This is a genomic window from Mesorhizobium sp. B3-2-1, from assembly GCF_006439515.1.
Classification (GTDB): Bacteria; Pseudomonadota; Alphaproteobacteria; order Rhizobiales; family Rhizobiaceae; genus Mesorhizobium.
Window position 1 is genome coordinate 43249 of record NZ_VFTI01000009.1, and the last position, 24882, is coordinate 68130.

25 protein-coding genes and 1 tRNA gene are annotated in these 24882 nt (G+C 63.6%); 21 read left to right on the forward strand and 5 right to left on the reverse strand.

Annotation, left to right across the window (positions count from 1 at the left end):
- Positions 1-23: 23 nt before the first annotated feature.
- From FJW08_RS11560 to FJW08_RS11585, 6 genes are all read left to right on the forward strand, one after another.
- Positions 24-548, forward strand: coding sequence for a TRAP transporter small permease (locus FJW08_RS11560; protein WP_140810657.1), 525 nt, complete (start codon positions 24-26; stop codon positions 546-548).
- A 3-nt stretch (positions 549-551) separates the two neighbouring features.
- A complete protein-coding gene (locus tag FJW08_RS11565) occupies positions 552-1832 on the forward strand; it encodes a TRAP transporter large permease (protein ID WP_140754912.1) in 1281 nt (426 codons plus the stop codon).
- A gap of 113 nt (positions 1833-1945) precedes the next feature.
- Positions 1946-2719: a FadR/GntR family transcriptional regulator gene (locus tag FJW08_RS11570; RefSeq protein WP_140810658.1), complete on the forward strand. Its 774-nt coding sequence runs from the start codon at positions 1946-1948 to the stop codon at positions 2717-2719.
- Positions 2720-2741: 22 nt separating this feature from the next.
- Positions 2742-3593 carry a 5-dehydro-4-deoxy-D-glucuronate isomerase gene (gene kduI / locus FJW08_RS11575; RefSeq protein WP_140810659.1) on the forward strand — a complete coding sequence of 284 codons (852 nt, stop codon included), beginning with the start codon at positions 2742-2744 and terminating at the stop codon, positions 3591-3593.
- Positions 3590-4354 (forward strand): 2-dehydro-3-deoxy-D-gluconate 5-dehydrogenase KduD, encoded by a 765-nt coding sequence (gene kduD / locus FJW08_RS11580; RefSeq protein WP_140810661.1) that lies wholly within the window; start codon positions 3590-3592, stop codon positions 4352-4354. Before kduI ends, kduD begins: the two co-directional genes overlap by 4 nt.
- Positions 4355-4364: 10 nt before the next feature.
- Positions 4365-4703, forward strand: coding sequence for a cupin domain-containing protein (locus FJW08_RS11585; RefSeq protein WP_140810662.1), 339 nt, complete (start codon positions 4365-4367; stop codon positions 4701-4703).
- A 153-nt stretch (positions 4704-4856) separates the two neighbouring features.
- Here FJW08_RS11585 and FJW08_RS11590 read toward each other — a convergent pair whose 3' ends face one another.
- Positions 4857-6278, reverse strand: a complete 1422-nt coding sequence (locus FJW08_RS11590) for a coniferyl aldehyde dehydrogenase (RefSeq protein ID WP_140810663.1) — start codon at positions 6276-6278, stop codon at positions 4857-4859.
- Between the two features lie 131 nt (positions 6279-6409).
- Here FJW08_RS11590 and FJW08_RS11595 point away from each other — a divergent pair, with 131 nt between their 5' ends.
- Together FJW08_RS11595 and recQ are read left to right on the forward strand one after the other, a co-directional pair.
- Positions 6410-8095, forward strand: coding sequence for a hypothetical protein (locus tag FJW08_RS11595; protein ID WP_140810664.1), 1686 nt, complete (start codon positions 6410-6412; stop codon positions 8093-8095).
- A complete protein-coding gene (gene recQ / locus FJW08_RS11600) occupies positions 8092-9924 on the forward strand; it encodes a DNA helicase RecQ (RefSeq protein ID WP_140810665.1) in 1833 nt (610 codons plus the stop codon). Before FJW08_RS11595 ends, recQ begins: the two co-directional genes overlap by 4 nt.
- A gap of 37 nt (positions 9925-9961) precedes the next feature.
- On the opposite strand, the gene FJW08_RS32910 is transcribed toward recQ, so the two are convergent.
- Positions 9962-10645 (reverse strand): DUF1186 domain-containing protein, encoded by a 684-nt coding sequence (locus tag FJW08_RS32910; RefSeq protein ID WP_181182902.1) that lies wholly within the window; start codon positions 10643-10645, stop codon positions 9962-9964.
- On the reverse strand, positions 10558-11538 hold the full coding sequence (locus FJW08_RS11610; protein WP_126083415.1) for a LysR family transcriptional regulator: 981 nt from the start codon (positions 11536-11538) through the stop codon (positions 10558-10560). The genes FJW08_RS32910 and FJW08_RS11610 overlap by 88 nt, the downstream gene beginning before the upstream one ends.
- A 52-nt stretch (positions 11539-11590) precedes the next feature.
- On the opposite strand from FJW08_RS11610, the gene FJW08_RS32670 reads away from it, so the two are divergent.
- From FJW08_RS32670 to FJW08_RS11645, 6 genes are all read left to right on the forward strand, one after another.
- Complete coding sequence (locus FJW08_RS32670) at positions 11591-11860, forward strand: hypothetical protein (RefSeq protein ID WP_210241183.1); 270 nt, start codon at positions 11591-11593, stop codon at positions 11858-11860.
- A 36-nt stretch (positions 11861-11896) separates the two neighbouring features.
- Positions 11897-12697 carry an NAD(P)H-dependent oxidoreductase gene (locus FJW08_RS11620; RefSeq protein ID WP_245463252.1) on the forward strand — a complete coding sequence of 267 codons (801 nt, stop codon included), beginning with the start codon at positions 11897-11899 and terminating at the stop codon, positions 12695-12697.
- 12 nt (positions 12698-12709) lie between these two features.
- A complete protein-coding gene (locus FJW08_RS11625) occupies positions 12710-13366 on the forward strand; it encodes an MFS transporter (RefSeq protein ID WP_140810667.1) in 657 nt (218 codons plus the stop codon).
- On the forward strand, positions 13363-14502 hold the full coding sequence (locus FJW08_RS11630; RefSeq protein ID WP_140810669.1) for an epoxide hydrolase family protein: 1140 nt from the start codon (positions 13363-13365) through the stop codon (positions 14500-14502). Before FJW08_RS11625 ends, FJW08_RS11630 begins: the two co-directional genes overlap by 4 nt.
- Positions 14503-14691: 189 nt before the next feature.
- Positions 14692-15222 carry a GNAT family N-acetyltransferase gene (locus tag FJW08_RS11635; protein WP_181178225.1) on the forward strand — a complete coding sequence of 177 codons (531 nt, stop codon included), beginning with the start codon at positions 14692-14694 and terminating at the stop codon, positions 15220-15222.
- Positions 15223-16031: 809 nt separating this feature from the next.
- Positions 16032-16277, forward strand: coding sequence for a hypothetical protein (locus tag FJW08_RS11645; RefSeq protein WP_140810670.1), 246 nt, complete (start codon positions 16032-16034; stop codon positions 16275-16277).
- Positions 16278-17065: 788 nt separating this feature from the next.
- Here FJW08_RS11645 and FJW08_RS11650 read toward each other — a convergent pair.
- Positions 17066-17155, reverse strand: a tRNA-Ser gene (locus tag FJW08_RS11650).
- Between the two features lie 333 nt (positions 17156-17488).
- Here FJW08_RS11650 and FJW08_RS11655 point away from each other — a divergent pair.
- From FJW08_RS11655 to FJW08_RS11665, 3 genes are all read left to right on the forward strand, one after another.
- Entirely contained in the window at positions 17489-18157 is a 669-nt protein-coding gene (locus tag FJW08_RS11655) for a 50S ribosomal protein L21 (protein WP_140754886.1), read from the forward strand.
- 98 nt (positions 18158-18255) lie between these two features.
- Entirely contained in the window at positions 18256-18525 is a 270-nt protein-coding gene (gene rpmA, locus FJW08_RS11660; RefSeq protein ID WP_015315190.1) for a 50S ribosomal protein L27, read from the forward strand.
- A 118-nt stretch (positions 18526-18643) separates the two neighbouring features.
- Complete coding sequence (locus tag FJW08_RS11665) at positions 18644-19231, forward strand: GNAT family protein (RefSeq protein ID WP_140754884.1); 588 nt, start codon at positions 18644-18646, stop codon at positions 19229-19231.
- Positions 19232-19442: 211 nt separating this feature from the next.
- Here the strand turns inward: FJW08_RS11665 and FJW08_RS11670 are convergent, their stop codons facing one another.
- The gene (locus FJW08_RS11670) at positions 19443-20312 is read right to left on the reverse strand and encodes an endonuclease/exonuclease/phosphatase family protein (RefSeq protein ID WP_140754882.1); all 870 of its coding nucleotides are present in this window, start codon (positions 20310-20312) and stop codon (positions 19443-19445) included.
- Positions 20313-20442: 130 nt separating this feature from the next.
- Between FJW08_RS11670 and obgE the strand changes: the two genes are divergently transcribed.
- The 4 genes from obgE to FJW08_RS11695 all read left to right on the forward strand — a co-directional run bounded on the left by obgE (position 20443) and on the right by FJW08_RS11695 (position 24815).
- On the forward strand, positions 20443-21474 hold the full coding sequence (gene obgE, locus FJW08_RS11675; RefSeq protein WP_027141722.1) for a GTPase ObgE: 1032 nt from the start codon (positions 20443-20445) through the stop codon (positions 21472-21474).
- A 4-nt stretch (positions 21475-21478) separates the two neighbouring features.
- Positions 21479-22687 (forward strand): glutamate 5-kinase, encoded by a 1209-nt coding sequence (proB, locus tag FJW08_RS11680; RefSeq protein ID WP_140810671.1) that lies wholly within the window; start codon positions 21479-21481, stop codon positions 22685-22687.
- A 3-nt stretch (positions 22688-22690) separates the two neighbouring features.
- A complete protein-coding gene (locus tag FJW08_RS11685; protein WP_140810672.1) occupies positions 22691-23977 on the forward strand; it encodes a glutamate-5-semialdehyde dehydrogenase in 1287 nt (428 codons plus the stop codon).
- Between the two features lie 205 nt (positions 23978-24182).
- Positions 24183-24815 carry a nicotinate-nucleotide adenylyltransferase gene (locus tag FJW08_RS11695; RefSeq protein WP_224615371.1) on the forward strand — a complete coding sequence of 211 codons (633 nt, stop codon included), beginning with the start codon at positions 24183-24185 and terminating at the stop codon, positions 24813-24815.
- Positions 24816-24882 lie beyond the last annotated feature (67 nt).

A 24882-nucleotide genomic window follows, 5' to 3' on the forward strand; every position in this document is an offset into this window, starting at 1 on the left:
CGCTGCCTTCGGGCGCGTCGGCCATGCGAGGCTTCTGGCTGAGCGCGGAACGGGTGCTCTCCGGGCTTGCACGGTTGGCACTTTGGGTCAGCGGCGCCGGGCTGACGCTGATGACGATCATCATCTTCTGGCAGGTGTTCTCGCGCTATGTGCTGAACCGTTCGCCGAGCTGGACCGAATCCTTCTCGGTGCTGCTGATGGGCTGGTTCATTTTTCTCGGTGCCGCCGTCGGCGTGCGCGAGCGCACGCATCTGGGCTTCGACGTGCTGCTCTATGTCCTGCCTGCCTCGGCCAAGGCGGTGCTGCGCAGCATTTCCGATCTTGTCGTGCTGGCCTTCGGCGCAGGCATGATCGTCTACGGCGTACAACTGGCCAGGCTGACCTGGAACACGGTCATGCCTTCGCTGGCTTTGCCGGGGGGCGTCAGCTTCCTGCCAGTCATCCTGGGTGGCGCGCTGGTATGCCTTTTTTCGCTGGAGCGGCTGGCCGGACGTTTTGCCGGCCTGCCCGTCGATGCCGACATCCATGCGACCGGCGAGGAGCTTTGAACCATGGCGCTCACCGTTCTCTTCGGTACCTTCGTCTTCCTGCTGATCATCGGCACGCCGATCGCGTTCTGCCTCGGCGTCGCAAGCTTCGCGACGATCCTCACGCTCGGCCTGCCTCCGGTCGTGGTATTCCAGCGGCTGAATTCCGGCGTCAGCGTCTTTTCGCTGATGGCCATACCGTTCTTCATCTTCGCCGGCGACCTGATGGTGCGTGGCGGCATCGCCGCGCGGCTGGTCGCTCTGGCGGGCTCCCTGGTCGGCCATTTGCGCGGCGGTCTGGGGCAGGTCAACATCGCGGCATCGACCTTGTTCGGCGGCATTTCGGGCTCGGCGGTGGCCGATGCCTCCGCGGTCGGCGGACTGATGATCCCGCAGATGAAGGCGCGCGGCTACGGCGTCGACTATGCCGTCAACATCACGTCGGTCGGCGCCATCATCGCCCTTCTCATTCCACCGTCCCACAACATGATCATCTATTCGATTTCGGCCGGCGGCCGTATCTCGATCGCCGACCTGTTCACGGCTGGCGTGCTGCCGGGTCTGCTGCTGGCGTTGTCGCTGATGACAACGGCCTATTGGGTCGCCAGCCGCCGCGGCTACCCGACGGAGCCGTTCGCCGGCTTCGGCCGGGCCTTGCAGCTGCTTGTCGCCGCCATTCCCGGGCTCATCCTGATCGGCATCATTTTCGGCGGCGTCAGGTCCGGCATCTTCACCGCGACTGAGAGCTCCTGCATCGCCATCGTCTATGCCTTCCTGGTGACGCTGATCATCTACCGCTCGATGAGCTGGAGCGACTTCGTCGCCGCCACGACGGCAGCGGTGCGCACGACGGCGATGGTGCTGATGATCATCGGCTGCGCGGCCGCCTTCGGCTGGCTGCTCGCCTATCTCAGGGTGCCGGCCTCGCTCGTCGCCTTCCTGCAATCGGTATCCGACAACAAGCTTGTCATCCTACTGCTGCTCAATCTCATCCTGCTCATCCTCGGCACGTTCATGGACATGTCGCCGCTGATCATCATCACGACGCCGATCTTCCTGCCGGTGGTCATGGCCTATGGCGTCGATCCGGTGCATTTCGGCGTGATCCTCATCCTCAATCTCGGCATCGGCCTTTGCACGCCGCCGGTCGGCGCGGTGCTGTTCGTCAGCTGCGCCATCGGCCGTATTCCGATCTGGACGGCGATGCGCTCGATCTGGCCATTCTATGGCGCCGCCTTCGCCGTGCTGATGCTCGTCACCTACATACCGGAAATCTCATTGTGGCTGCCGGGCCTGTTCCATTAGAGCGGTTCAGCGATCGGTGGAATCGCTGAACCGCTCTAACTCTTTGTTTTCACGCAATTCCACAGGGAAAACCGCTACGCGCCTTTCCTGGAATTGCTCTAGGAGGTCACTACGTGTCCGAGACCGCAAACGACCTCAGGGTCGAGAGAAAACCCAAGCTGTCGGAAACCGTCGTGGCGGCGATCCGCAGGCAGTTGCAGGCGGGCGAGATCCTGCCGGGCCACAAGCTGCCGACCGAGGGCCAACTGACCGAGACCTTCGGCGTCAGCCGCACCGTCATCCGCGAGGCGCTGGCCAAGCTTGCCGCCGACGGCCTTGTCGAGCCGCGGCAGGGCGCCGGGGTCTTCGTCACCGAGCACATCTCGACCATGTTCGGCGCGCTGGCAGCCGACATGGGCAACAAGGATTCCATCGCGCTCAACGTGCTCGAGGTGCGGCTGGCGATCGAGATCGAATCGGCCGGGCTCGCCGCCGTCCGTCGCAACGCCGCGCAGGAGGCGGCGATCCAGGAGGCCTTCTTCGAGTTCGAGCGGATGCTGCTCGACAGCCAGCCGACCGGACCCGCCGACCTTGCGTTCCACCGCGCCATCGCCAGCGCCACCAACAATCCGTTCTATGTCGAGATGCTCGACGTGCTCGGCCGCCGCGCCATTCCTTGCGACGTGACCTCGCCCTGGTCGACCGAACTGGTGCAGTCCGACAGCTACCAGCGCGGGCTGCAGCGCGAGCATCTGGTGATCCTGAACGCGATCACTTCAGGCGATGCCGAAACCGCGCGTGAGGCGATGCGCACCCATCTCGGCGCCAGCCAGCAACGCTACCGCGAGCGCCTGCAGGCGCGGCAGGCCTATTACGCCAGTTCGGTCAAGGCGGCCGCCGGCGAATGATCCACCAGCAGTCAGGACAGAGATGAGCCAGAACCACACCGACTACACATCGCGCTTCGCCATCGACCCGGCCGCGGCCGCTGCCATGGGAACGGACGAACTGCGCCATAATTTCCACATCGAAGACCTCTTCCAGCCCGGCCGCATCAGCCTGACCTACACCCACTACGATCGCATGATCGTCGGCGGCGCCATGCCGGTGGCGACGGCATTGCCGTTGGAAGCGATCAAGCCGACCGGCACCAGGGGTTTTCTCGACCGGCGCGAATTGATCGCCGTAAATATCGGCGGCGGCGGCATGATCGAAGCCAGCGGCCAGTCCTTCGACCTGCAGGCGCGCGACATGCTCTATCTCGGCATGGGCTCCAGCGATGTGTCATTCGCTTCGGCCGACAAGGCCGCGCCGGCCAAGTTCTACCTGCTCAGTGCGCCGGCGCACCAGGCTCATCCCAGCCGGCTGATCCGCCTCGATGACGCCAAGCGCCTCGACCTCGGCAGCAACGAGGCCTGCAACGAGCGCTCGATCTTCCAGTTCATCCATGCCGGGGGAACAAAAACCTGCCAGCTCGTCGTCGGCGTGACGCAGCTGGCGCCGGGGTCGATCTGGAACACCATGCCGTGCCATGTGCATGACCGGCGCATGGAGGCCTATCTCTATTTCGACCTGCCCGAGGCGGCGCGCGTCTTCCACTTCATGGGCGAGCCGGACGAGACACGCCACATCGTCATGCGCAACGAGGAGGCGGTGCTGTCGCCGGGCTGGTCGATCCATTCGGGCGCCGGCACGTCCAACTACGCCTTCATCTGGGCGATGGCCGGCGACAATGTCGACTACACCGATGTCGACCCGGTGGCGATGGACACGCTGCGGTGAGCGATCTCACAGCCTTCAGCCTGGCCGGCAAGCGCATCCTGGTGACCGGCGCCAACACCGGTATCGGCCAAGGCATCGCGGTCTCGATCGCGCGCGCCGGGGGCGCGGTGATCGGCGTCGGCCGCTCGTCGATGGCCGAGACCGCGAGCAAGGTCGCGGCTCTGGGCGGCCAATTCGAGGCGGTTGCCGCCGACCTTGCCGACACGGGCGCGGCCGGACCGATGCTCGGTCGTGTCTGGGACGAAAGCGGGCCGCTCGACGGGTTGGTCAACAATGCCGGCATCATCCGCCGCGCCGATGCCGTCGACCTGACGGTGACCGATTGGGACGATGTCATCGACGTCAATTTGAAAACGGCATTCCTGCTGTGCCAATCCTTTGCCCAGCGCATCCTTGCCGAGGGACGCCAGGGCAAGATCGTCAACATCGCCTCGGTGCTGAGTTTCCAGGGCGGCATCCGCGTTGCGTCCTACACGGCATCCAAGCATGGGGTGCTCGGCATCACCCGGCTGCTCGCCTGCGAGTGGGCGGCGAAAGGCATCAATGTCAACGGTATAGCGCCGGGTTATATCGAGACCAACAATACGCAGGCGCTGCGCGCCGACCCCGACCGTAGTGCCGCCATCCTCGGGCGTATTCCCGCCGGGCGCTGGGGCGAGCCGGGAGACATTGGCGATGCCGCCGTCTTCCTGCTGGCGCCGGCCTCGAACTACATGCATGGCGCGGTGGTGCCGGTGGACGGCGGCTGGCTGGCGCGGTGAGGAGATGGCAATGACCAAGCCGAAGACTTTCGCGCAAGCCGGCGAGGGCGCCTGGACACCGACCCCGGACGGCAACCGCCGGCGCGTGCTCCTATCCACCGACGAGCTGATGATGGTCGAATTCGGCTTCGACAAGGGCGGCGTCGGCGCGCTGCATTCACATCCGCATGTCCAGGCGAGCTATGTCGCCGAAGGCCGTTTCGAGGTGACCGTCGAGGGCCGCACCGAAATCCTGGAGACCGGCGGCAGCTTCATCGTGCCCTCCGGCCTGGTGCACGGCGTCAGGGCGCTGGAGGCCGGGCGTCTGGTCGACAGTTTTACGCCGCACCGCGCCGATTTTCTCGCCTGACCGGGCCGCCGACGATTTCTCGGCCAATGAAAAACCCGCGCCTCCAGGGAAGCGCGGGTTTGTTGCCTGGGCGCCAATGACGCCGCGGTACTCAAAACATCACCGCAGGATCGGAAACCTGCCGGATCATGATGAAGATAGACTTAATGCGCGTCAGGTGATGCGCCTGAGCAGGCTGAAAAGCCGTTCGAACGTCTTGCCATAGGGCGGGCGCAAAAGGGCTCCCGCGCTCAAGCGCGACTGCAGGAAGACCGGCTTTTGCTTGCTGAAGGTGCGGAACCCCCATTCGCCATGATAGGTGCCCATGCCGCTGGCGCCGACGCCGCCGAAGGGCTGGTTCTCCTGCACCAGATGCAGCATGCAGTCGTTGATGGTGACGCCGCCGGCGACGGTCTCGCGCAGGATGCGCCGGCGGTTGCCGCTGTCTGTGCCGAACCAGTAGAGCGCCAGCGGCCGGTCGGCCCGGTTCACATGGTCGATCGCGTCGTCGACCGTGGCATATTCGACAATCGGCAGCACCGGGCCGAAAATCTCCTCGCGCATCAGCCGCAGGTCGGGGCCGGCGTTGCTGACCAGGGTCGGCAAAAGCTTCCGGCCCGCGGTGCCGAGGTCTTCGCCGGCCGGGTTGATCTCGGTCACATCGGCGCCGGCCTCGCGGGCTTCCGCGATCATGGCGCGCAGCCGCTGGTAATGCCGGTCGCTGATGATGGCGGTATAGTCGGGATTGTCGCGCAGCGAGGGGTAGAGCCGCGCCACGGCGATTGCGAGCTTCGCGGCGACCGTGTCTGCCTGTCCCTTGGGCACCAGCAAATAGTCCGGCGCGATGCAGGTCTGCCCGGCATTCAACAGCTTGCCATAGGCGACGCTGGCTGTCGCCGCGTCGAGGTCGCAGGAGGCGTCGAGGATCGCCGGCGACTTGCCGCCGAGTTCGAGCGTGACCGGGGTCAGGTTGGCGGCGGCGGCGAGCGCGACCTGGCGGCCGACCGCGGTCGATCCGGTGAACAGCAGATGATCGAACGGCATCGAGACGAAGGCCCTGCCCATCTCGGCATCGCCGGTGATGACGCTGAGCTCATCGGGGGCGAAGTGCTCGGCGGCCAGTCTGGCCAGCAGCTCTGAGAAAGCAGGCGTCAGTTCGGAGGGCTTTGCCAGGACGCGATTGCCGGCGGCGAGCGCGGCCGTGACAGGCGCGACGGCCAGCTGAAAGGGGTAGTTCCAGGGCGATACGATGCCGACGACGCCGAGCGGCTGCGGCAGAAGGCGGTTTTTGCCCGGCAGGAAGGGCAAGGTGGTGGCGACACGACGCTCTCGCATCCAGCCGCCGACATGCGCAAGGGCGTGGCGAATGCCCGCGCGCACGACAAACAGTTCCGCAAGCCGCGTCTCGTGCGACGAGCGGCCGCCGAAGTCGGCGTCGATCGCGGCGCAGATTTCGGTCTCGTGCCGCTCGGTCAGCGCCAACAGGCGCCTGAGGCGGTCCTTTCTCAGGCCGAGGTCGGCAAAGGGCTGTTTCTCGAAGGCGGCGCGCTGCAGCCGGAACCGCTCGCCGAGGACATCCTGTCTCACCTGCAGCATCGCGCGCTCTCCTTGCTCCTGCCCAGCTTACATCAGGGCCAGCCTGAATCCAGCCAGAGCACATGCCGCAAGGAGAGGCGAGGCTCACATGGCTGTTTGACCTTCCGTTTGCATCCATGCCGTTGTATCGAATGCGGCAAGCTGAAATCTCCGACAAGGGCGCGTGGCGCATGATTCCGCAAATTCGTGTCACCGCCATGCGACACGGACTCATCATTACGCCGGACATGCTGCCCGGCAATGACGGGGCCAACATCAACGGGCCGTCGCTGATCAGCATGCCTGAATGGGTGCCCGGCCGGCTTGGTGCCTACTATCTCTACTTCGCGGACCACACGGGGGCCTATATCCGCCTCGCCTACTCCGATTCGCTGCATGGGCCTTGGCGCATCCACCCCGGCGGTGTGCTGTCTCTTGATCAATGTCCATTCATCGTCGGGCATATCGCCTCGCCCGATGTTCACATCGACCAGAAGCTTCGCCATTTCGTGATGTATTTTCACGGCCCGGCAAAATCCGGTGAAGGCCAGATGACCTTCGTCGCGACATCCGTCGACGGGCTTCGTTTCACTCCGCTTTCCGAGCCGCTCGGGCCGTCCTACGCGCGCATGTTCCGTCACGATGGCTGGTGGTACGGTTTGCTTGGGACGGGAGCGATCACCGTCTATCGATCGAGAAACGGCATTTCGGATTTTCAACGGGGTCCGGTCGTGCTGCCTGCCATGCGGCACGACCTCGCCCCACGGCATGTCGCGCTGCAGAAATCCGGCCGCTGGCTGCGGGTCTATTACACGCGTCGGGGCGACGCGCCGGAACGGATCCTTTACGGCACAATCGATCTCGCCGAGGATTGGCGGGACTGGACCGTGCGGGGCGACAGCGAAGTGTTGCGGCCGCTGACGGAGTTCGAAGGGGCCGGCTTGCCGATCCGCCCCAGTCGGACCGGCCTAGCCCAGGACAGCGAAAACGCGCTACGCGATCCGGCCATTTTTGAGCAGGATAATCAGACCTGGCTGCTCTATGCGGTCGCCGGAGAAAGCGGAATCGCCCTGGCCGAGCTTGGCTTTTCCGAGGTGCAAGCTGCGGCGGCCCGGAAGCCGATCGCGGCGTTACGCCGCCGCGCAAGGCGGCTTTTCTGGCACCTTCGACAGAAGGCGCCAATGCTGCCTTCGGCAATGAGACCCCGAAATAGAATTTTCATCGCCGGCTGCGCGCGCAGCGGCACCACGCTCAGCCTCAATCTGATGGGCTGTTTTGAGGATATCTATGTCCATATCAGCGAAGCGCCGTACCAGACACTGATCGATCTGGATCGCTACCAAGCCAACCTGGTCGTAAAACGCACTTTCGTGAGCTATAGGGATCTTGAAGATTTGCCCGCCTCGGTCGGCCTGATCTATTGCGTACGGCATCCTTTCGACGTGCTGACCAGCTCTCATCCGGAGACCGTCGATCTGCGGCCTTTTCACGTGACCATGGAGCGTTGGGAGGCGGAGTATGATGGTTTGATACGGCTGCGACAGGCCCAGCCGGAGAGAGTCATCTCCTATTTGCGCTATGAGGACGTGATCGCCGAACCGAACATCGCGCAGGCGAGGATTGCCCGATCCTTCGGCCTGGCGCCGGCTACGCTCTTCAGCCGCGATGCAAACAATCCCATCAGGTCCACCTCGCTGAGAAAATGGGAGCGCAATGAAGCGTTCAGGACCTATCTGCGCGGCCTGCCGCCGTCGTTTCTCGAGCGCGTGGACGGCTTCTGCCGGGAGTTCGGCTATGACAATTCGGCCGGCATATTGACGACGGAATTGGCTGAATGACGCAGGCAACCGGCATTCTGGCCGAGGATCGCAAGCGGCGCGTCCTGAAGGACGTGTTCGGCTTCGACGATTTCCGGCCAGGCCAGGCCGACGTCATGGACGCGTTGCTCGACGGGCGCCATGTGCTGGCCGTCATGCCGACGGGTGCCGGAAAATCGCTGTGCTATCAGGTTCCGGCGCTGGTTCTGGGCGGGCTGACCCTCGTCGTCTCGCCGCTGGTGGCGCTGATGCAGGACCAGGTCGCGGCGCTGCGGCTTGCCGGCGTCGCCGCCGATACGATCAATTCCGCGCTCGACCGCGAGGCCAATGTAGCGGCCTGGCGCCGCGTGGCATCGGGCCAGACGCGGCTGCTCTATCTGGCTCCGGAGCGGCTGATGACCGAGCGCATGCTCGACGCGCTCTCCAGGCTCGACGTCAGCCTGATCGCCATCGACGAGGCGCATTGCATCTCGCAATGGGGCCCGGCATTCCGGCCCGAATATGAAGACCTGTCGCGGTTGCGTGGCATCTTCGCCAATGTGCCGATCATCGCGGTGACGGCGACGGCCGACGAGAGCACGCGCGGCGACATCGCCGCCCGGCTGTTCGCCGAGCGCGTCGAAACCCTGGTGCTGGGTTTCGACCGGCCCAACATCAAGCTGGCGATCGAGTCCAAGCAGGATAGCAAGCGGCAATTGCTGCGGTTCATAGAGCGCCATGCGGGCAAGAGCGGCATCATTTATTGCCTGTCGCGCAAGAAGACCGAAGAGATGGCGGCGTTCCTCGAGAAGAACGGCGTCAGAGCGCTCGCCTATCACGCGGGCATGAGCAAGGAGGTGCGTGAGGCCAATCAAAACGCCTTCATGACACTGTCCGGCGTCGTCATGGTGGCGACCATCGCCTTCGGCATGGGCATCGACAAACCCGACGTCGCCTATGTCTTCCATACCGATATGCCGGGCAGCCTGGAAGCCTATTATCAGGAAATCGGTCGTGCCGGCCGCGATGGACGCGAGGCCGAGGCGCATATGCTCTACGGTCTTGGCGACATCCGCATGCGGCGGCTGTTCATCGACGACGAGGACGCCTCACCCGAGCACAAGAGACGATCGCATCGCCGGCTCGACACGCTGATCGGCTATTGCGAGACGGCGCAATGCCGGCGCCAGGTGCTGCTCGGTTATTTCGGCGAAGAGGCTCAAGCCTGCGGCAACTGCGACAACTGCCTCGACCAGGCGCCGCGCGCCGATGGCGGTGCCGAGGCGCGGAACATCCTCGCGGCGGTCGCGCAGAGCGGCGAGCGCTTCGGCGCGGCCCATGTCATCGATATCCTGCTCGGCCACGAGACCGAGAAGGTGCTGGCGAGAGGCCATCAGACGCTAAGCAGTTTTGGCACCGGCGCCGCGCACAGGAAGCCAGTGTGGCTGTCGCTGATCCGGCAACTGGTCGCCGGCGGGTTCTTGATACTGGATCCCGAGGGCCATGGCGGTCTCGCCATCTCCGAAAGCGGCCGCGCGCTCGGCCGTGGCGAGGTTGACTTCCGCTATCGCGTCGAGACGCGGGACCCTCTTGCGCGCGGCAGGAAGCGTTCGGGGGAAGGCTCCGCCGCCGGCGCCGAGGGCGTGGACGCCTCGCTGCTGGCGGCGCTCAAGGCGCTGCGGCTGCGGCTGGCCAAGGAGCGCCAGGTGCCGGCCTATGTGGTGTTTTCCGACCGCACGCTGATCGACATGGCCGAGCGGCGACCACGCGATCTGGACGATTTCGCCGAGGTGAACGGCGTCGGCGCGGCGAAGCTCAAGGAGTTCGGTGAGATCTTTCTCAGTGCGATCGCGGCGCACGCCACCGAATGACACGGCAATATCGGAACTGTCTTTGAAATTCGGCGCCTCAGCTGGTGAGGCAGCATTTCTTGAATTTCATGCCGCTGCCACAAGGACACGGATCGTTGCGTCCAACGTCGCGCCACGGGTTCGTGACCGGCGTTACATTCGACCATATCGAGTCCGCCAATGCGGACTGCCCGTCATCGTCCTCGTCGAGCTCGAAGCCATCGTCGCCGCCAAGGCCGCGGGTCCAATCCAGCGCCACAAGGACATCCTCGATGTAACTCAGACTGGCGCGGTCGAACCGGCCAATGTCACCGGGTTGTTGCTTGGCTTCCCGCAGGTCGCTTTCGAAATCGCTGCGTTCAAGCACATCTTCCGGTATACGGCCCTCGTCCCAGGCGCTGTAGACAAGCGGAACGAGGTCTCGCAAGGCTAGCATCGCGATCGCCTTCAGCCAGCCGACCCATGCATAATCCCAGTCGTCGGCCAACCTCTCCTTGTAGAACCGCTCCACGAAATCCCGCGTCCGGTCGCGCTCGATGCGACCTTCCCAGGTCAAAAAGGTCACCGCGCCAAATGCACCGTCGCGGATGAATTCGTCGACGGAGCGGTCGGCAATGATGCCGAACAGCGCGTCGGCGTCGCCGTCGAATACGCCTAGCCGCGCGGCGCGTCGTCTTCGCCCTCGACCATCAGCTTTCCGATCAATTCGCGAACCCAGCGCTGCCCGGCATGGCCGTGACAACGCTCGTGCCAGATCAAGCCGATATCGAACCGCTCGCTCAGCCAGGGCAGATCGATGATCGTCAGCCTTTCCGATTGGGCACGAAACAGCCGCCTGGGTACGAGCGCGACAAGATCGCTGCTGGAAACAATTTCGGGAATGAACAAGAACGAGCCCGCTGACATGACGACATTGCGCCGATAACCGAGAACCCCCAAGGCGTCGTCAACTGGTGTCTCGAAATTGCCGCCTCGCCGTGAGACGATGATATGTTCCAGCCTGACATAGTTCTCGATCGTCAGACCAGGCTTCAGATCCGGGTGGCTTTGCCTGCCGATGAGAACATATGTTTCCTCGTAAAGATGACATGCACGTAGATGCGGCATCGCGGGATCGGGTGTGGCGATCACCAAATCGATATCGCCGTTCGCCAACTGCTGTTCCATGAGGGCGGGGGACAGGTGCCAAACCGCCACGCGCACGCCTGGTGCTATCCGCCGGAGCGCTAAGACGAGCGGCATCACAACGGCTGCCTGGACATAATCCGAGCAAGCGATCGACACAGCGAGTTGCGCCGTTTCGGGATCGAAGTCCCTGTGGGATTGCAGTGTCGAGCGCACCCGATCCAACGCCTCGCGCAATTGCGGGGCAAGTTCTGTTGCCTTGGCGGTCGGGGTCATTCCGCGCTGGGCGGGAAGAAGCAAGGGATCGTCGAACAAATCCCGCAGCCGCGCGAGTTGCGCACTGACTGCCGGCTGGCTGAGATGCAGCTTCGCCGCCGCCTTGGTGACGTTCCGTTCGGCGAGCAGCACTTCGAGCGTTGCCAGAAGGTTGAGGTCGATGCGGCTGGTATCTACCACCTTTATTCCCGAACAAAATATAATCGATTTCAAATATGGCCGGAAAGCCTCCATCTTGCAAGCATCGACGCAGGAGCTTCACCAATCTCTCCCGCGGGAGGCAAGGATGGTCATCGTCAGTTTTCTTTATCCAATACTGAGCAAGCACGCTTCGATGCTGCCTATTATGTCGAGAAACATGTGCCCTTGGCCCCGGGCCTGCTTGGCGGCGCCGTCAGAGGCATTCATCGATGCCGGCTACACCAAGCGTCAGGCGCTCGAAGTGCTGATAGGGCTTGCCGCCAAGATCATCTCCAACTTCACCAACGCGCTGGCCCATACCGAGCTTTATGATCGGGTGAAGCCGCTGGCTTGGGTACATCCCAGCGAGCGCTGAAGCGCACCCCCCACTCCACGATAGAGACAGAGAAGCATGATGATGAAGAATATCCTGATTGTATCTGCGCACCCCGAACCAACCTCGCTCACCCGGCAGTTGGTCGATGTTACTGTCGAGACGCTTGGCGCCGCCGGACACGAGATCGTGCAATCCGAACTTTACGGCATGAAGTGGAAAGCAGTGTTCGACGCCGACGACTTTCCCGTCCGCACCAATCCCGACCGGCTGTCGTTCATCATGGAATCCGGCCATGCCTATGCGACCGGCAACCAGACGCCGGATGTTGTCGCCGAACAGGCCAAACTCCTTGCCGCGGACGCGGTCATCCTGCAGTTCCCGCTGTGGTGGTACAGCGTGCCCGCGATCCTGAAGGGCTGGATCGAACGCGTCTATGCCTTTGGTTTCGCTTATGGCTACCAGAACGGCACCAACGAGTTTCGCTTCGGGAACGGCATCCTGAAGGGCAAGCGCGCGCTGGTAAATGTTCAGGCCGGTGGACCTGTGGTGGACTATGGCCCGCGCGGGATCAACGCGCCGATTGAGCAGCTGCTCTTTCCGCTGACCCACGGCGCGCTCTTCTATCCGGGCATGGATGTGCTGCCCACGCACGCTGTCTACAGCGCCGGCCATGTCTCCACCGCCGAAGAGGTCGAGGCGATCAAGGCGGGCTGGCGCGCGCGACTCGCCGGGCTGTTCACGGACGCGCCAATCCCGTTCCGTGCGCAGAACGGAGGCGATTTCCCCGATCGCCACACCATGGCGGATGACGTCGCGCCGGGCCAGACCGGCATCGTCGCGCATGTCGAAAGGGTGGTCGAGACGGTTGACGCGTGAGGCACGACGATCATGAAGCCTTCGCTGATCGCGCTGGCCGCGGGAGCATTTGCCATTGGCACGACTGAGTTCGTGATCATCGGCCTGGTTCCCGGGATCGCGCGCGATCTCGGGATAACGCTCCCGGCGGCTGGTCTGCTCGTTTCCGGCTATGCCCTCGCCGTGACGGCCGGTGCCCCCACGGTCACGGCGTTAGTCGGGCATCTGCCGCGCCGGCCGCTAGCGGTTGGATTGATGCTGCTGTTCGCGCTCGGCAATCTCTTGAGCGGCTTCGCGTCCGGCTATGGCGCGATGCTGGCGGGACGCATCATCGTCCCGCTGGGCCTTCCCAATCGGGAAAGCCCTCGCACTGGTATCTCAGTATTGTGGTTTCGACCGTGTAGGCCAGAACAGGAAGGCGGCGGTGAGAGCTGCGGTGATAGCGAAATGGCACGTACTGGCTTCCGGCGACCAGCGGCTCGTCCACAGGCTGCGGTCAAAGGCTATGCGTCGCCAGCGCCACGCACCGCGCTTCGGAAACGGAGATCAGAAGGTTCGATTTCAACCTCGGCGACGTACCGAGCAGTATGCCGAGTAGTCTTCGGCTCTCAGAACATCGATCGACAATATCGGATTCGTGGACACCCTCTTCCTGGAACCGCATCCCAGCTTAAGCGGAGAACATCATGATTTCACCCTACACAATAAACGTCCCTGACGAACGGCTCGCCACGATCAGAGCCAAGGTCGAGGCTTATGACTGGAGCCAGCTGCCGGATGCGGGAGGCTGGTCGGCGGGGGTCGGGGTTGATGACCTCAAGCGACTCGCCGCTTATTGGCGGGACAGCTATGACTGGCGTGCGGTCGAACGGCGCCTCAACGCGCTGCCCAACTTCACGGCCGACGTGGAAGGCGAGCACCTCCACTTCGTTCATGTGAAAGGCGACGGCTCCAAGCCGCCCGTCCTGCTTCTCCACGGCTGGCCGGGCTCGTATCTCGAGTTCGGGCGGCTGTTGGAGCCGCTCGCAGCGGACGGGCACGATGTTGTCGTCCCCTCGCTTCCTGGCTTCGCGTTCTCCAACCCGATCACGCGCCCGATCGGCCCGCGGCGGGCTGCTGCGCTCGTGCATGGGCTGATGATTCAACTGTTCGGCGACGCGCGGTATTTCATTCAAGGGGGCGATTGGGGCCACGGCATCGCGGCCTGGGCAGCGCATGATCGCCCGGACGCTCTGCTCGGCATCCATATTAACATGATGACCGTGCGTGCGGAGGACGCCGCTCCGACGACCGGCGAGGAGAAGTCCTTCGCCGCCAAGCGGGCCGCGATTGCCGATCAGGAGAGCGCCTACTTTCACGAGCAGGAAACCCGTCCGCAGACGCTCGGCATCGCGATGGCCGACAGCCCGGTCGGAGCGGCGGGCTGGATACTCGAAAAATTCGGCAAGTGGGCCGATCTTCCGACAACCGCCAATGGCGACCCCGACATCTGGAGCAAGTTTTCCGAGGAGGAACTCCTCACCAACATCATGCTCTACATCGCGCCGGCATCGTTCGTGACTGCAACCTGGATCTACTACGGCAGCCGGCTTGAGAAGTCGCTAATGCTTCCGGCCGGCACCCGCATCCAGGTGCCGACCGGCGTCGCGGCCTTCCCCGATCCGGTGTTCTTGCCGCCGCCGCGCTCGTTCGCGGAGAAGACCTACAACATCGTGCATTGGACCGACATGCCGCGGGGCGGCCATTTCGCCGCGCTGGAAGAGCCGGAACTGATGCTGGCCGACCTGCGCGCCTTTATCGCGACGGTGTCGGGAGCGCGCTCCTGAAGGTGGAGATATCTCCGAACCAAATTCATCGTAACCGAGGCTTTACGACGGGCGAACAAGCGAGGTAGGCGTCGATCACGTCGCCGGCTCCTGCTGGTGCGAAGACGGCGTGACCCCAAAACCGGATGCTGGGGCGCCCCAACGGTGATCGCAGCTGCAATGACGAACGTTTCGATAGGAGTAGAAAAATTGCGTTTCATTGATGCCGTGACGGGCGATGCCGCTGCAATAGTGTCAGTCGTGAACGGGGCATACAGGGCCAATGGCGCAGTTGAGGGATGGACCAACGAGCGTGGGTTGCTTGATGGACCGCGCATCGGCGAGGAGGGCGTTCGTGCGCTCATCGCGCGGGGACGCATTCTTCTGCTGCGCCGGTTGACGGATGGCGCGATCTCCGGCTGCATCAACATCGCGATAGACGACGATGGCGCGTGGCATACGTCGATGCTCGCCGTGGCTCCGGACGAGCAGACCGCGGGCATCGGAAAGTTGATCAAGCAGGAGGTCGAGCGACAGGCTGCGGCGGCTGGGGCGCCACGGATGCGAATGGAGGTGATCCGGCAGCGTGAGGCATTGATCGCTTGGCATCGCCGGCGTGGATACGAGCTGACGGGCGAAACTCTAGCATTCCCCTACGACGACCCTTCGGTCGGTCATCCGCTGCGCCCCGATCTGGAACTTGTTGTTATGGAAAAGCAGTTGAACTCCACCGTTGGCTGAGTGTCAGCCACATTCATGCGCGTGCCGGCTTGTCGCAAACATCAGATCAAATCTCTATTCCCGAAGCTCGGGCGGTCGCAGAGCACCTACAATCCTTCCCGTTTCACCATCCTTTTCGGGAGGGCGGGCCGCGCTTCGCGATGTCGTCTGCCACCTCAGGTCCGCCGTCCTTCTGCGGCGGTCGCTACAGCCGCTTGAAACTCTGCGGGTGTAGGAGTGCGATGAAACGCCTGAGCGCTAGCCGGCAAAGCGATCCAAGGCTGTTTGCGAGAAGTCCAGATATGCACGTAGGGTTCGATCTCCCTACTCCGGACGAGCGTCCCCGCACGAAGTATCAGCATTCCGGGAACGGCCGAGTTCCGATTGGCAAGGCGGGTCATGCAAGCCTCACACCCGATATGCTCTGAGGCGGCCCGTTCCGCGCCGTTCAAAGCGAAGGTCGTGGCCGCGCCTTGGAAGCAGATAGGTGACTCAGGTAGCATGGCGTGCAGCGCGAAGGCACTTCCACTCCACGTCTGACAATCTTCGCAGTGGCAGGCGTAACTCGCCGGCAATTCCTCCAACGCTATTTGATACGTCACCGCTCCACAGCGGCATCGCCCTCGAAGCATCTCGTTCTCCATCAAAAGACGTCCTGAAACTGTGCTGCGGGCCGGTGACGAGCTTAGATCAGCGATCAAAAAGAGGCTGCATTGGCGTGACCCGCCGCGGCGGCGATTATCTGCTGGCGTTCAACAAGGATGCGATAATCGCGGCCGACATCCTCGGGCTGGTGGTGACGCGGGCACCAGAGGATGATGCCGATATGGTTGGCATACCCATCCGCGCACGAGCCGAGCTTCGAGGCTCTGAGCGCCGCCGGCCATAAACCGCACCTGATTGCTAAGCCCGAGGCGCTCGACGAGGTCTGGCTGCGCACCCATGCGGACTTCAAGGGGATAGTCGACGGCAGGCGGTCGTTGATGGTGTTTCGCGGTGACGGCCCGACGCTCGTTCCGCTCGACGATCTCACGCCGGCCGAGATCGCGCGGCTATATCCCAGGAACGAACTGTGAAGAGCCCCGGCACCCGGCACGCCGGCATTTGTCGGCGGGCGGGGTAGGGGGTGCTTGTGAGGCCCCTGGTCCCAGCGGACGTTCGGCTTTTCACCATGTTCTCCGCTGCAGTACCATCCAAACCAGGTGCTGGTGGACTAACTTTACCCCTACTCGACCCTGCAAGTGCGCAAAATTCCTAGGCTCGGTGTTATTGGTTGAGCACAGACGAAAAAAACCAGCCGGCAGGCGTTTGTTTGATGCCGGGTTCCATGCTTTCTGATGCAGTCAGTAACTTCCGATTCTAATCAGCAGGCAGCGGCTTTGAAGACTGAAGCTTCGGCGCAAGATCGCGTGATCTCATTGGGCGACGGTTTGGCGGCGATTCCCGAACGCTTACTGCTTGCCCACGCGCGTGGTGAGGTTCTCTTCATTTGCGGTGCAGGCATTTCGAGGCCCGTAGGGTTGCCAGATTTCCGCGATCTTGTAGTCGACGTTTACGGCGTTCTCGATGCCAGCTTGTATTCCTCACGGGCTTACCGAGGCGTTGGATCAAATCCGATACGCAGCGCCTGAACTTGCAAAGGACCCGATCTACCGACGGCTGTCGACAGCAGCCAGACGCTAGGTACGCGATGATGCGGAGCATAGAGAGCCCTCTTTTCGGAAGGGTTCTAGCCTTGCGGCAGGCTTTTGCTAGTCGGCCAGTCTTGACAGCCCAAGCGCCTTGTTAGATGCAGCCAAAGGTGCAGGCTTACAAAAGTCGTCAAAAAACAATGTAATGAAACCAACGGGATAGCTGAAAATGATGGCGGAGAGGGAGGGATTCGAACCCCCGATGGGCTTGCACCCATGCCGCATTTCGAGTGCGGTGCATTCGACCACTCTGCCACCTCTCCGCGGTCATGGTCGGCCGTTGCCGGCGCGGCGCACTAGATAACGGCTGATCGGGCAGGTTACAAGGCCAAATCCGCCGGAAATTCAGCTTGCCGTCCCGGACCTTGCCTGGACCGATGCCGCCCGTCCTCGGCAGGCAATGTCGGCTGGTCCGCCAAGGCAAGGAATCGGGCTGTTTGCCTTGACTCCCACGCAACCTTCGGTTAGGGACAGCGTGCAATCGGCGTGGAGGGTTCTTCCGCGCCGCTTGTTTTTTGAACCCGCAGACTGACAAAAAGACGGCCGAACCGCCAGAGGCGGTTCATCGAGGCCGACCGAACAGCGAAAGGCAAAAAATGTTCGCAGTCATTAAAACGGGCGGTAAGCAGTATCGCGTTGCCGCCAACGATCTCCTGAAGATCGAAAAAGTCGAAGCCAATGTCGGCGATATCGTCGAAATCGGCCACGTGCTCGCGCATGGCGAGGGCGAGAATGTCACGTTCGGCGCGCCGTTCGTCGATGGCGCCTTGGTTACCGCCGAAGTCGTCGAGCAGGGCAAGAACCGCACGGTCATCGCTTTCAAGAAGCGCCGCCGCCAGAATTCGCGCCGCAAGATCGGCCATCGCCAGCTTTTGACCACGGTGCGGATCTCCGAGATCCTGCTGGGTGGCGCCAAGCCGGCCAAGAAGGCCGCCGTGAAGGCGGAAGCCAAGGCCGAGGCTGCTGCCGAGGCCGCGCCGAAGGAAGCCAAGGCAAAGAAGGACGCCCCCAAGGAAGAAGCGAAGGCCGAGGCCGTCGCCGCGCCGCTGTTCAAGGCGCCGAAGGGCGAGCCGGACGACCTGACAGTGATCAAGGGCATCGGCCCGGTCGCCGCCAAGGACCTCGCCGAGCAGGGCATCATCACCTTCGCGCAGCTCGCCAAGCTCAGCGACAAGGATGTCGCCAAGATCGACGAGCACATGCCGTTCAGCGCCGACCAGATCAAGGACTGGCGCGAACAGGCCAAGGAACTGGCGAAGAAGTAATTTTTCCGGCGAAACATCGGCCGGATCGGACTTGAAACGGAACGCGAACGCGTTCATAAGGCCTTTTAGGCGCCTTGCGGCGCAACGGAGTTAGTTAGATGGCACACAAGAAAGCTGGCGGCTCGTCGCGCAACGGTCGCGACTCGCATTCCAAGCGTCTGGGCGTGAAGAAGTTCGGCGGCGAAGCCGTCATCCCGGGCAACATCATCATTCGTCAACGCGGCACGACCTGGCATCCCGGCGTCAATGTCGGCATGGGCACGGACCATACCCTTTTCGCGCTCGAAACCGGCGCCGTGACGTTCAACAAAAAAGCCAACGGCCGAACCTACGTATCGGTCAATCCGATTACCAAAGCCGCGGAGTAGCCGGTTCCGCACTAGAACACCGGCGCCCATCTCGGGACCGGTGTCTGGCAAAGCCAGGAAAAGGATCAGGGGAGATGGGTTTCCATCTCCCCTTTTTCTTTGCCTGGAGGACGTTGAAATGGTTGCCGAAGCGGAAGACTCAGAAGACGAAAGTTACGCGATAGATTGCCCGGTGCTGGTCACAGAGCGGCTGGTGATGCGCGCTCCCGATGAGCGGGATATCGCGCAACTGGTCGAGCTTGCCGACAATCGTCACGTCGCCGAGATGCTGGCGCGCATGCCCCACCCCTATGGCGAGGCAGAGGCTCGCGCTTTCCTCGCCATGACCAAGGCGCGACGCGCCGGCATTGCCTATGCGCTGACGCTGGCCGGCACCGATACCTTCGTCGGCTGCGCCGGGCTGAACACCACCGATCGCGGGCTGGAACTCGGCTACTGGATCGGCGAGCCCCACTGGAAGCGCGGCTATGCGACCGAAGCTGCCCACGCGCTGGTCGACCTCGCCTTCCAGAAGACATCGATCCAGGTGCTGCATGCCTCGACCCGGGTCATCAACCCGGCCTCGCGCCGGGTGATCCACAAGTGCGGCTTCCAGTATGCCGGCCAGGGCATGTTGAACTCGATCGTCGCCGGCCAGGTGCCGGTCGAGCGCTACCGGCTGGACAGGAAGACGTGGACCAGCCTGCGGAACTGGATCCACTTTTGATGATTGCCCTGAAGGCCGGCCGAGCAAGAGCCCCCTCGCCCGGATTGCCAACCGAATTGCGAAGGGCAATTCGGGGCAATCCGACCTCTCCCCGAGGGGAGAGGAGGTCGCTGGTGCCGGCGTCAGTCTCTTCTCCCCTCGGGGAGAAGGTGGCCGCGCAGCGGCCGGATGAGGGGGCTTTCTCATACGCGATTGGACTGGCGGCTTATGCTCAGCCCAGCTCTACCCAGACCGGCAGGTGGTCCGAACCGCTCGCCTTCCGGTCGACCCACAGGCGCTTCAGCGAGCGGGCAAGCGACGCACTGGTGAAGACGTAGTCGATGCGCTTGTGGCGGCTGGCGTTGGCGGGGTCCTTCGGGTCGACCCAGGAGACGAGATCCTCGCCGGCGACATCGAGGCGCATGGCGGCATCGACGGCGAAGTCGGCGGTCAGCGGCATGCCGAATTCATGATCCGGCCGGCCGGCGAGTTCGACATATTCGGGCGAACCGGCCAGCATGTTGAAATCGCCCATGCCGACAAAGGCCTCCGGGTGCGGCAATTCCGGCAGGCCGATCTCGGCGACGCCAGATAGCGCGCCGCCTTCGAGCGCATAGTTCAACAGGCGCCGGCGCAGGAACTGTATCTGGCTGGCGCGCTCGACCGGGCTGCGGTGATCGAGATGGATGGAATAGAAACGAATGAAACCAAGCGGCGTCTCGATCAGCGCCTCCAGCGCGCCGCGCTGGAAGTTCATCATCTCGAAGCTGCGGCTGCGCGGCAAAAGCAGGTTGCGCGACAGATGAATTGGCGTTTTCGACAAGACCATGTTGCCGAGCTGGAAGGTGGTGGTGATGGCGCGGCTATCCTCGATGCGCGATCCGATATTGGCCTCGAAATTGCTGCCGTAGACGGCGAAATAATCGGGCAGCGCCTCGCCGATCTCGGCGACCATGTCGCGGCTGCCGTTCCTGGGGTTGTTACGGGTGACCTCCTGCAGCGCGATCACGTCGGCGCCGCGCACGGCATCAGCAATTCGCCCGACATCGTAGCGTCCATCGAGACCGATGCCGTATTGGATGTTGTAGGTTACAAGCTTCATCCCGCAATCTCCGGCCAACCCCACGCGGCCATCGTCATAAAACGGCCTCGCCCTTCGCCGCGCCTTGGTTTAGAGCAAGGCCCAAGGTTTAGAGCAATGCCGCAAGGCCAATAAAAGAAACTGCGATCCAATGAAATTTCTCGATCAAGCCAAGGTCTATGTCCGCTCCGGCGACGGCGGCGCCGGTTCGGTCTCGTTCCGGCGCGAAAAATTCATCGAGTTCGGCGGGCCGGATGGCGGCGATGGCGGCCGTGGCGGCGATGTCTGGCTGGAAGCGGTCAACGGCCTGAACACGCTGATCGACTATCGCTACCAGCAGCATTTCAAGGCCAAGACCGGCGTCCACGGCATGGGCCGCAACATGACCGGCGCCAAGGGTGCCGACGTCACGCTGAAAGTGCCGGCCGGAACGCAGGTCTTCGAGGAAGACAATGAAACGATGATCTGCGACATGACCGTCGTCGGGCAGCGCTTCCTGCTTGCCAAGGGCGGCAATGGCGGCTTCGGCAACCAGCATTTCAAGACCTCGACCAACCAGGCGCCACGGCGCGCCAATCCCGGCCTGCCGGGTGAAGAGCTCAACATCTGGCTCAGGCTGAAGCTGATCGCCGATGCCGGACTGGTCGGGCTGCCCAATGCCGGCAAATCGACGTTCCTGGCCGCCGTCACCGCGGCGAAGCCGAAGATCGCCGACTATCCGTTCACGACGCTGCATCCGGGCCTCGGCGTCGCGCGCATCGATGCGCGCGAGTTCGTCATCGCCGATATCCCGGGTCTGATCGAAGGCGCGCATGAAGGCGTCGGCATCGGCGACCGCTTCCTCGGCCATGTCGAGCGTACGCGTGTACTGCTGCACCTGGTCTCGGCGCAGGAGGAGAATCCGGGCAAGGCCTACAAGACCGTGCGCGCCGAACTCGAAGCCTATGGCCACGGCCTGACCGACAAGGTCGAGATCCTGGCGCTGAGCCAGGTCGACACGCTCGACGCCGACGCGCGCAAGAAGAAGGTCGCTTCACTGAAGCGCGCCGCCGGGCGTGCGCCGATGCTTCTGTCCGCCGTCACCGGCGAGGGCGTCGAGGCGGTGCAGCGCGCACTGATGGCGGTGATCGCCGAAGCCCGCGCGCAAATTGCCGCCCCGGTCGAGACGCGCTGGGAAAAGTAGGGCCATGCAGTCGCTCAGGAAATACCGGCGTATCACCGTCAAGATCGGCTCGGCGCTGCTCGTCGACCGCGCGAGCGGCCTGAAGCGCGATTGGCTGGCCTCGCTCGCCGACGATATCGCCGTGCTTGCTCAGGGCGGGGCCGAGATCCTCGTCGTATCCTCCGGCGCGATCGCGCTTGGCCGCACCATTCTCGGCCTCGGCAAGAGAGCCTTGAAGCTCGAGGAAAGCCAGGCAGCGGCCGCCGTCGGCCAGATTGCGCTCGCCGGCGCCTGGTCGGACGCGCTCGGCAAGGGTAGCCTGAAATCGGGCCAGATCCTTTTGACGCTCGGCGACACCGAGGAGCGCCGCCGCTACCTCAATGCACGCGCGACGATCTCGACGCTGCTCAAGATGAAGGCGGTGCCGGTCATCAACGAGAACGACACGGTGGCGACCTCCGAAATCCGCTATGGCGACAATGACCGGCTGGCCGCGCGCGTGGCGACGATGATGGGCGCCGACCTTCTGGTGCTGCTGTCCGACATTGACGGGCTCTACACCGCGCCGCCGGCGCGCGATCCGCAAGCCAAATTCATTCCGGTGGTCGACCGTATCACGCCCGACATCGAGGCGATGGCGGGTGCGGCGGCCTCGGAACTGTCGCGCGGCGGCATGCGAACCAAGCTCGATGCCGGCAAGATCGCCAATGCGGCGGGCACCGCGATGATCATCACCTCCGGCACCCGGCTGTCGCCGCTGATGGCGATCGAACGCGGCGAGCGCGCGACGTTCTTCAAGCCCAGCGCCAATCCGGTGAAAGGCTACAAGACCTGGATCGCCGGCCAGCTCGAACCGGCCGGGCGCCTGACCGTCGATGCCGGCGCCATCGGCGCGCTCATTTCGGGAAAGTCGTTGCTGCCGGCCGGCGTCAAACTGGTCAGCGGCAATTTCTCGCGCGGCGACACGGTGGCGATCCTGTCGCCCGAGGGCCGCGAGATCGCGCGCGGGCTGGTTGCCTACGATGCCGCCGATGCCGTAAGGATCGCTGGCCTGAAGACGGCCGAGATCGAGACGGTGCTCGGTTACGAGGCGCGTTCGGCGATGATCCACCGCGACGATCTTGTGGTGAGTCATTCTAGTGACCAAGTACCGGCTAGCGACCAAGTACGGGCTAGTGACCAAGTACGCGCCAGCGACGAAGTACGGGCCGAAGGCGACATTAGCGGAGGATGAGCCATGCTGAAGCTGCATGAAAAATCCGGGGACGACACCGCGGCGCTGATGGCCGATATCGGCCGGCGCGCCCGCGCAGCCGCCCGACCGCTGGCCGTTGCCACCACCGACGCCAAGAACGCCGCGCTTGCCGCCATGGCGGACGCGATCGTCGCCCGGGAACGGGACATTCTCGACGCCAATGCCATCGATGTCTCGAATGGCCACGAATCCGGGCTTTCCGGCTCCTTCATGGACCGGCTGAAACTCGATCCGGCACGCATCCGCGCCATGGCCGACGGCATCCGTGAAATTGCCGGGCTCGAGGATCCGGTTGGTGATGTCATCGCCGCGTGGGAGCGGCCGAACGGCCTGCACATCGAGCGCGTGCGTACGCCGCTCGGTGTCGTCGGCGTCATCTATGAAAGCCGGCCGAACGTGACGGCGGATGCCGGCGCACTCTGCCTCAAGGCCGGCAATCCGGTGATCTTGCGCGGCGGCTCGGATTCGCTCAATTCCTCCTCGGCGATCCACGCCTGCCTGGTCGAGGGACTGAAGGCGGCCCATCTGCCCGAGGATGCCATCCAGCTGGTGCCGACCACCGACCGCGCCGCGGTCGGCGAAATGCTCAAGGGGCTTGGCGGCAATCTCGACGTCATCATTCCGCGCGGCGGCAAAAGCCTGGTCGGGCGGGTGCAGAGCGAGGCGCGAGTGCCTGTCTTCGCCCATCTCGAAGGCATCTGCCATCTCTATATCGACCGCTCGGCCGAGCTCGACATGGCGGTGCGGATCGCGGTCAACGCCAAGATGCGGCGCACCGGGGTCTGCGGCGCCGCCGAAACGCTGCTGGTCGACCGTGCCGTCGCCACCACCCACCTGGTGCCGATCCTCGAAGCGCTACGCGCCGCCGGCTGTGAAATCCATGCCGATGCCGAGGTGATGAAAGTCTTCTTCGACGCCAAGCCGGCGACCGATGCCGACTGGGCGACGGAATATCTCGACGCCGTCATCGCGGTGAAGCTGGTCGACGGCATCCGTGGCGCGATCGACCACATCGAGACATTTTCCTCGCATCATACCGAGGCGATCGTCGCCGAGGACGCGAAGGCCGTCGAACGGTTCTTCAGCGAGATCGATTCGGCGATCCTGCTGCACAACGCCTCGACGCAGTTCGCCGATGGCGGCGAATTCGGCATGGGCGCCGAGATCGGCATCGCCACCGGCAAGATGCACGCGCGCGGGCCGGTCGGCGTCGAGCAGTTGACCTCGTTCAAATACCGCGTGCGCGGGTCGGGCCAGGTGAGGCCTTGATGCTGTTCGTTCCTAGAGCCTGAGGCGTTGCGCGCGCGGACCCCCCTCTGCCCTGCCGGGCATCTCCCCCTCAAGGGGGGAGATCGACTGCCATTACCGGTTTCGTCAATCGCCGGCGTTGTAGAATTAGCGCTGCCGATGAAGCTGCCAATCTCCCCCCTTGGGGGGGAGATGTCCGGCAGGACAGAGGGGGGCGCCTAGCACCATGCTTTCGTCCCCTCAGCCCACGGCCCCCGCCAGCTACCTCAAGATGCCTCACGCCGAAAAAGGCCTCGCCGTCGGCCTATTCGGGGGTTCGTTCAACCCGCCGCATGCCGGCCACGCATTGGTTGCCGAAATCGCTTTGCGGCGCCTGGCGCTCGACCAGCTGTGGTGGATGGCAACCCCAGGCAATCCGTTGAAGAGCGCCAGGGAATTGGCGCCGCTGGTCGAACGGCTGCAGCTGTCGGAGCGGATCGCCAAGAACCCGAAGATCAAGGTCACCGCCTTCGAGGCGGCGCACAATGTGCGCTACACCGCCGACACGCTGGCTCTGGTCAAGGCGCGCAATCCCGGCGTCGACTTCGTCTGGATCATGGGTGCGGATAGCTTGCGCGATTTCCATCACTGGCAGCGCTGGCGCGAGATTGTGCTCACCTTTCCGATCGCGGTCATCGACCGCCCGGGCGCCACGCTGTCGTTCCTATCGTCGGTTGTCGCCAAGACCTTCGATTACGCCCGCATCGACGAAGGAGATGCGCCAAGGCTTGCGCGGATGAAGGCGCCGGCCTGGACTTTCATTCACGGTCCGCGTTCCTCGCTGTCGTCGACCGCGATCCGCAAGCTGGCGAGGGGATAAGGCCTCCCCGGAGCGGGAAGAGCCAGCGTTTTTCGGACGCCCGGCATGTCGTTTTTACAGCGGTGGT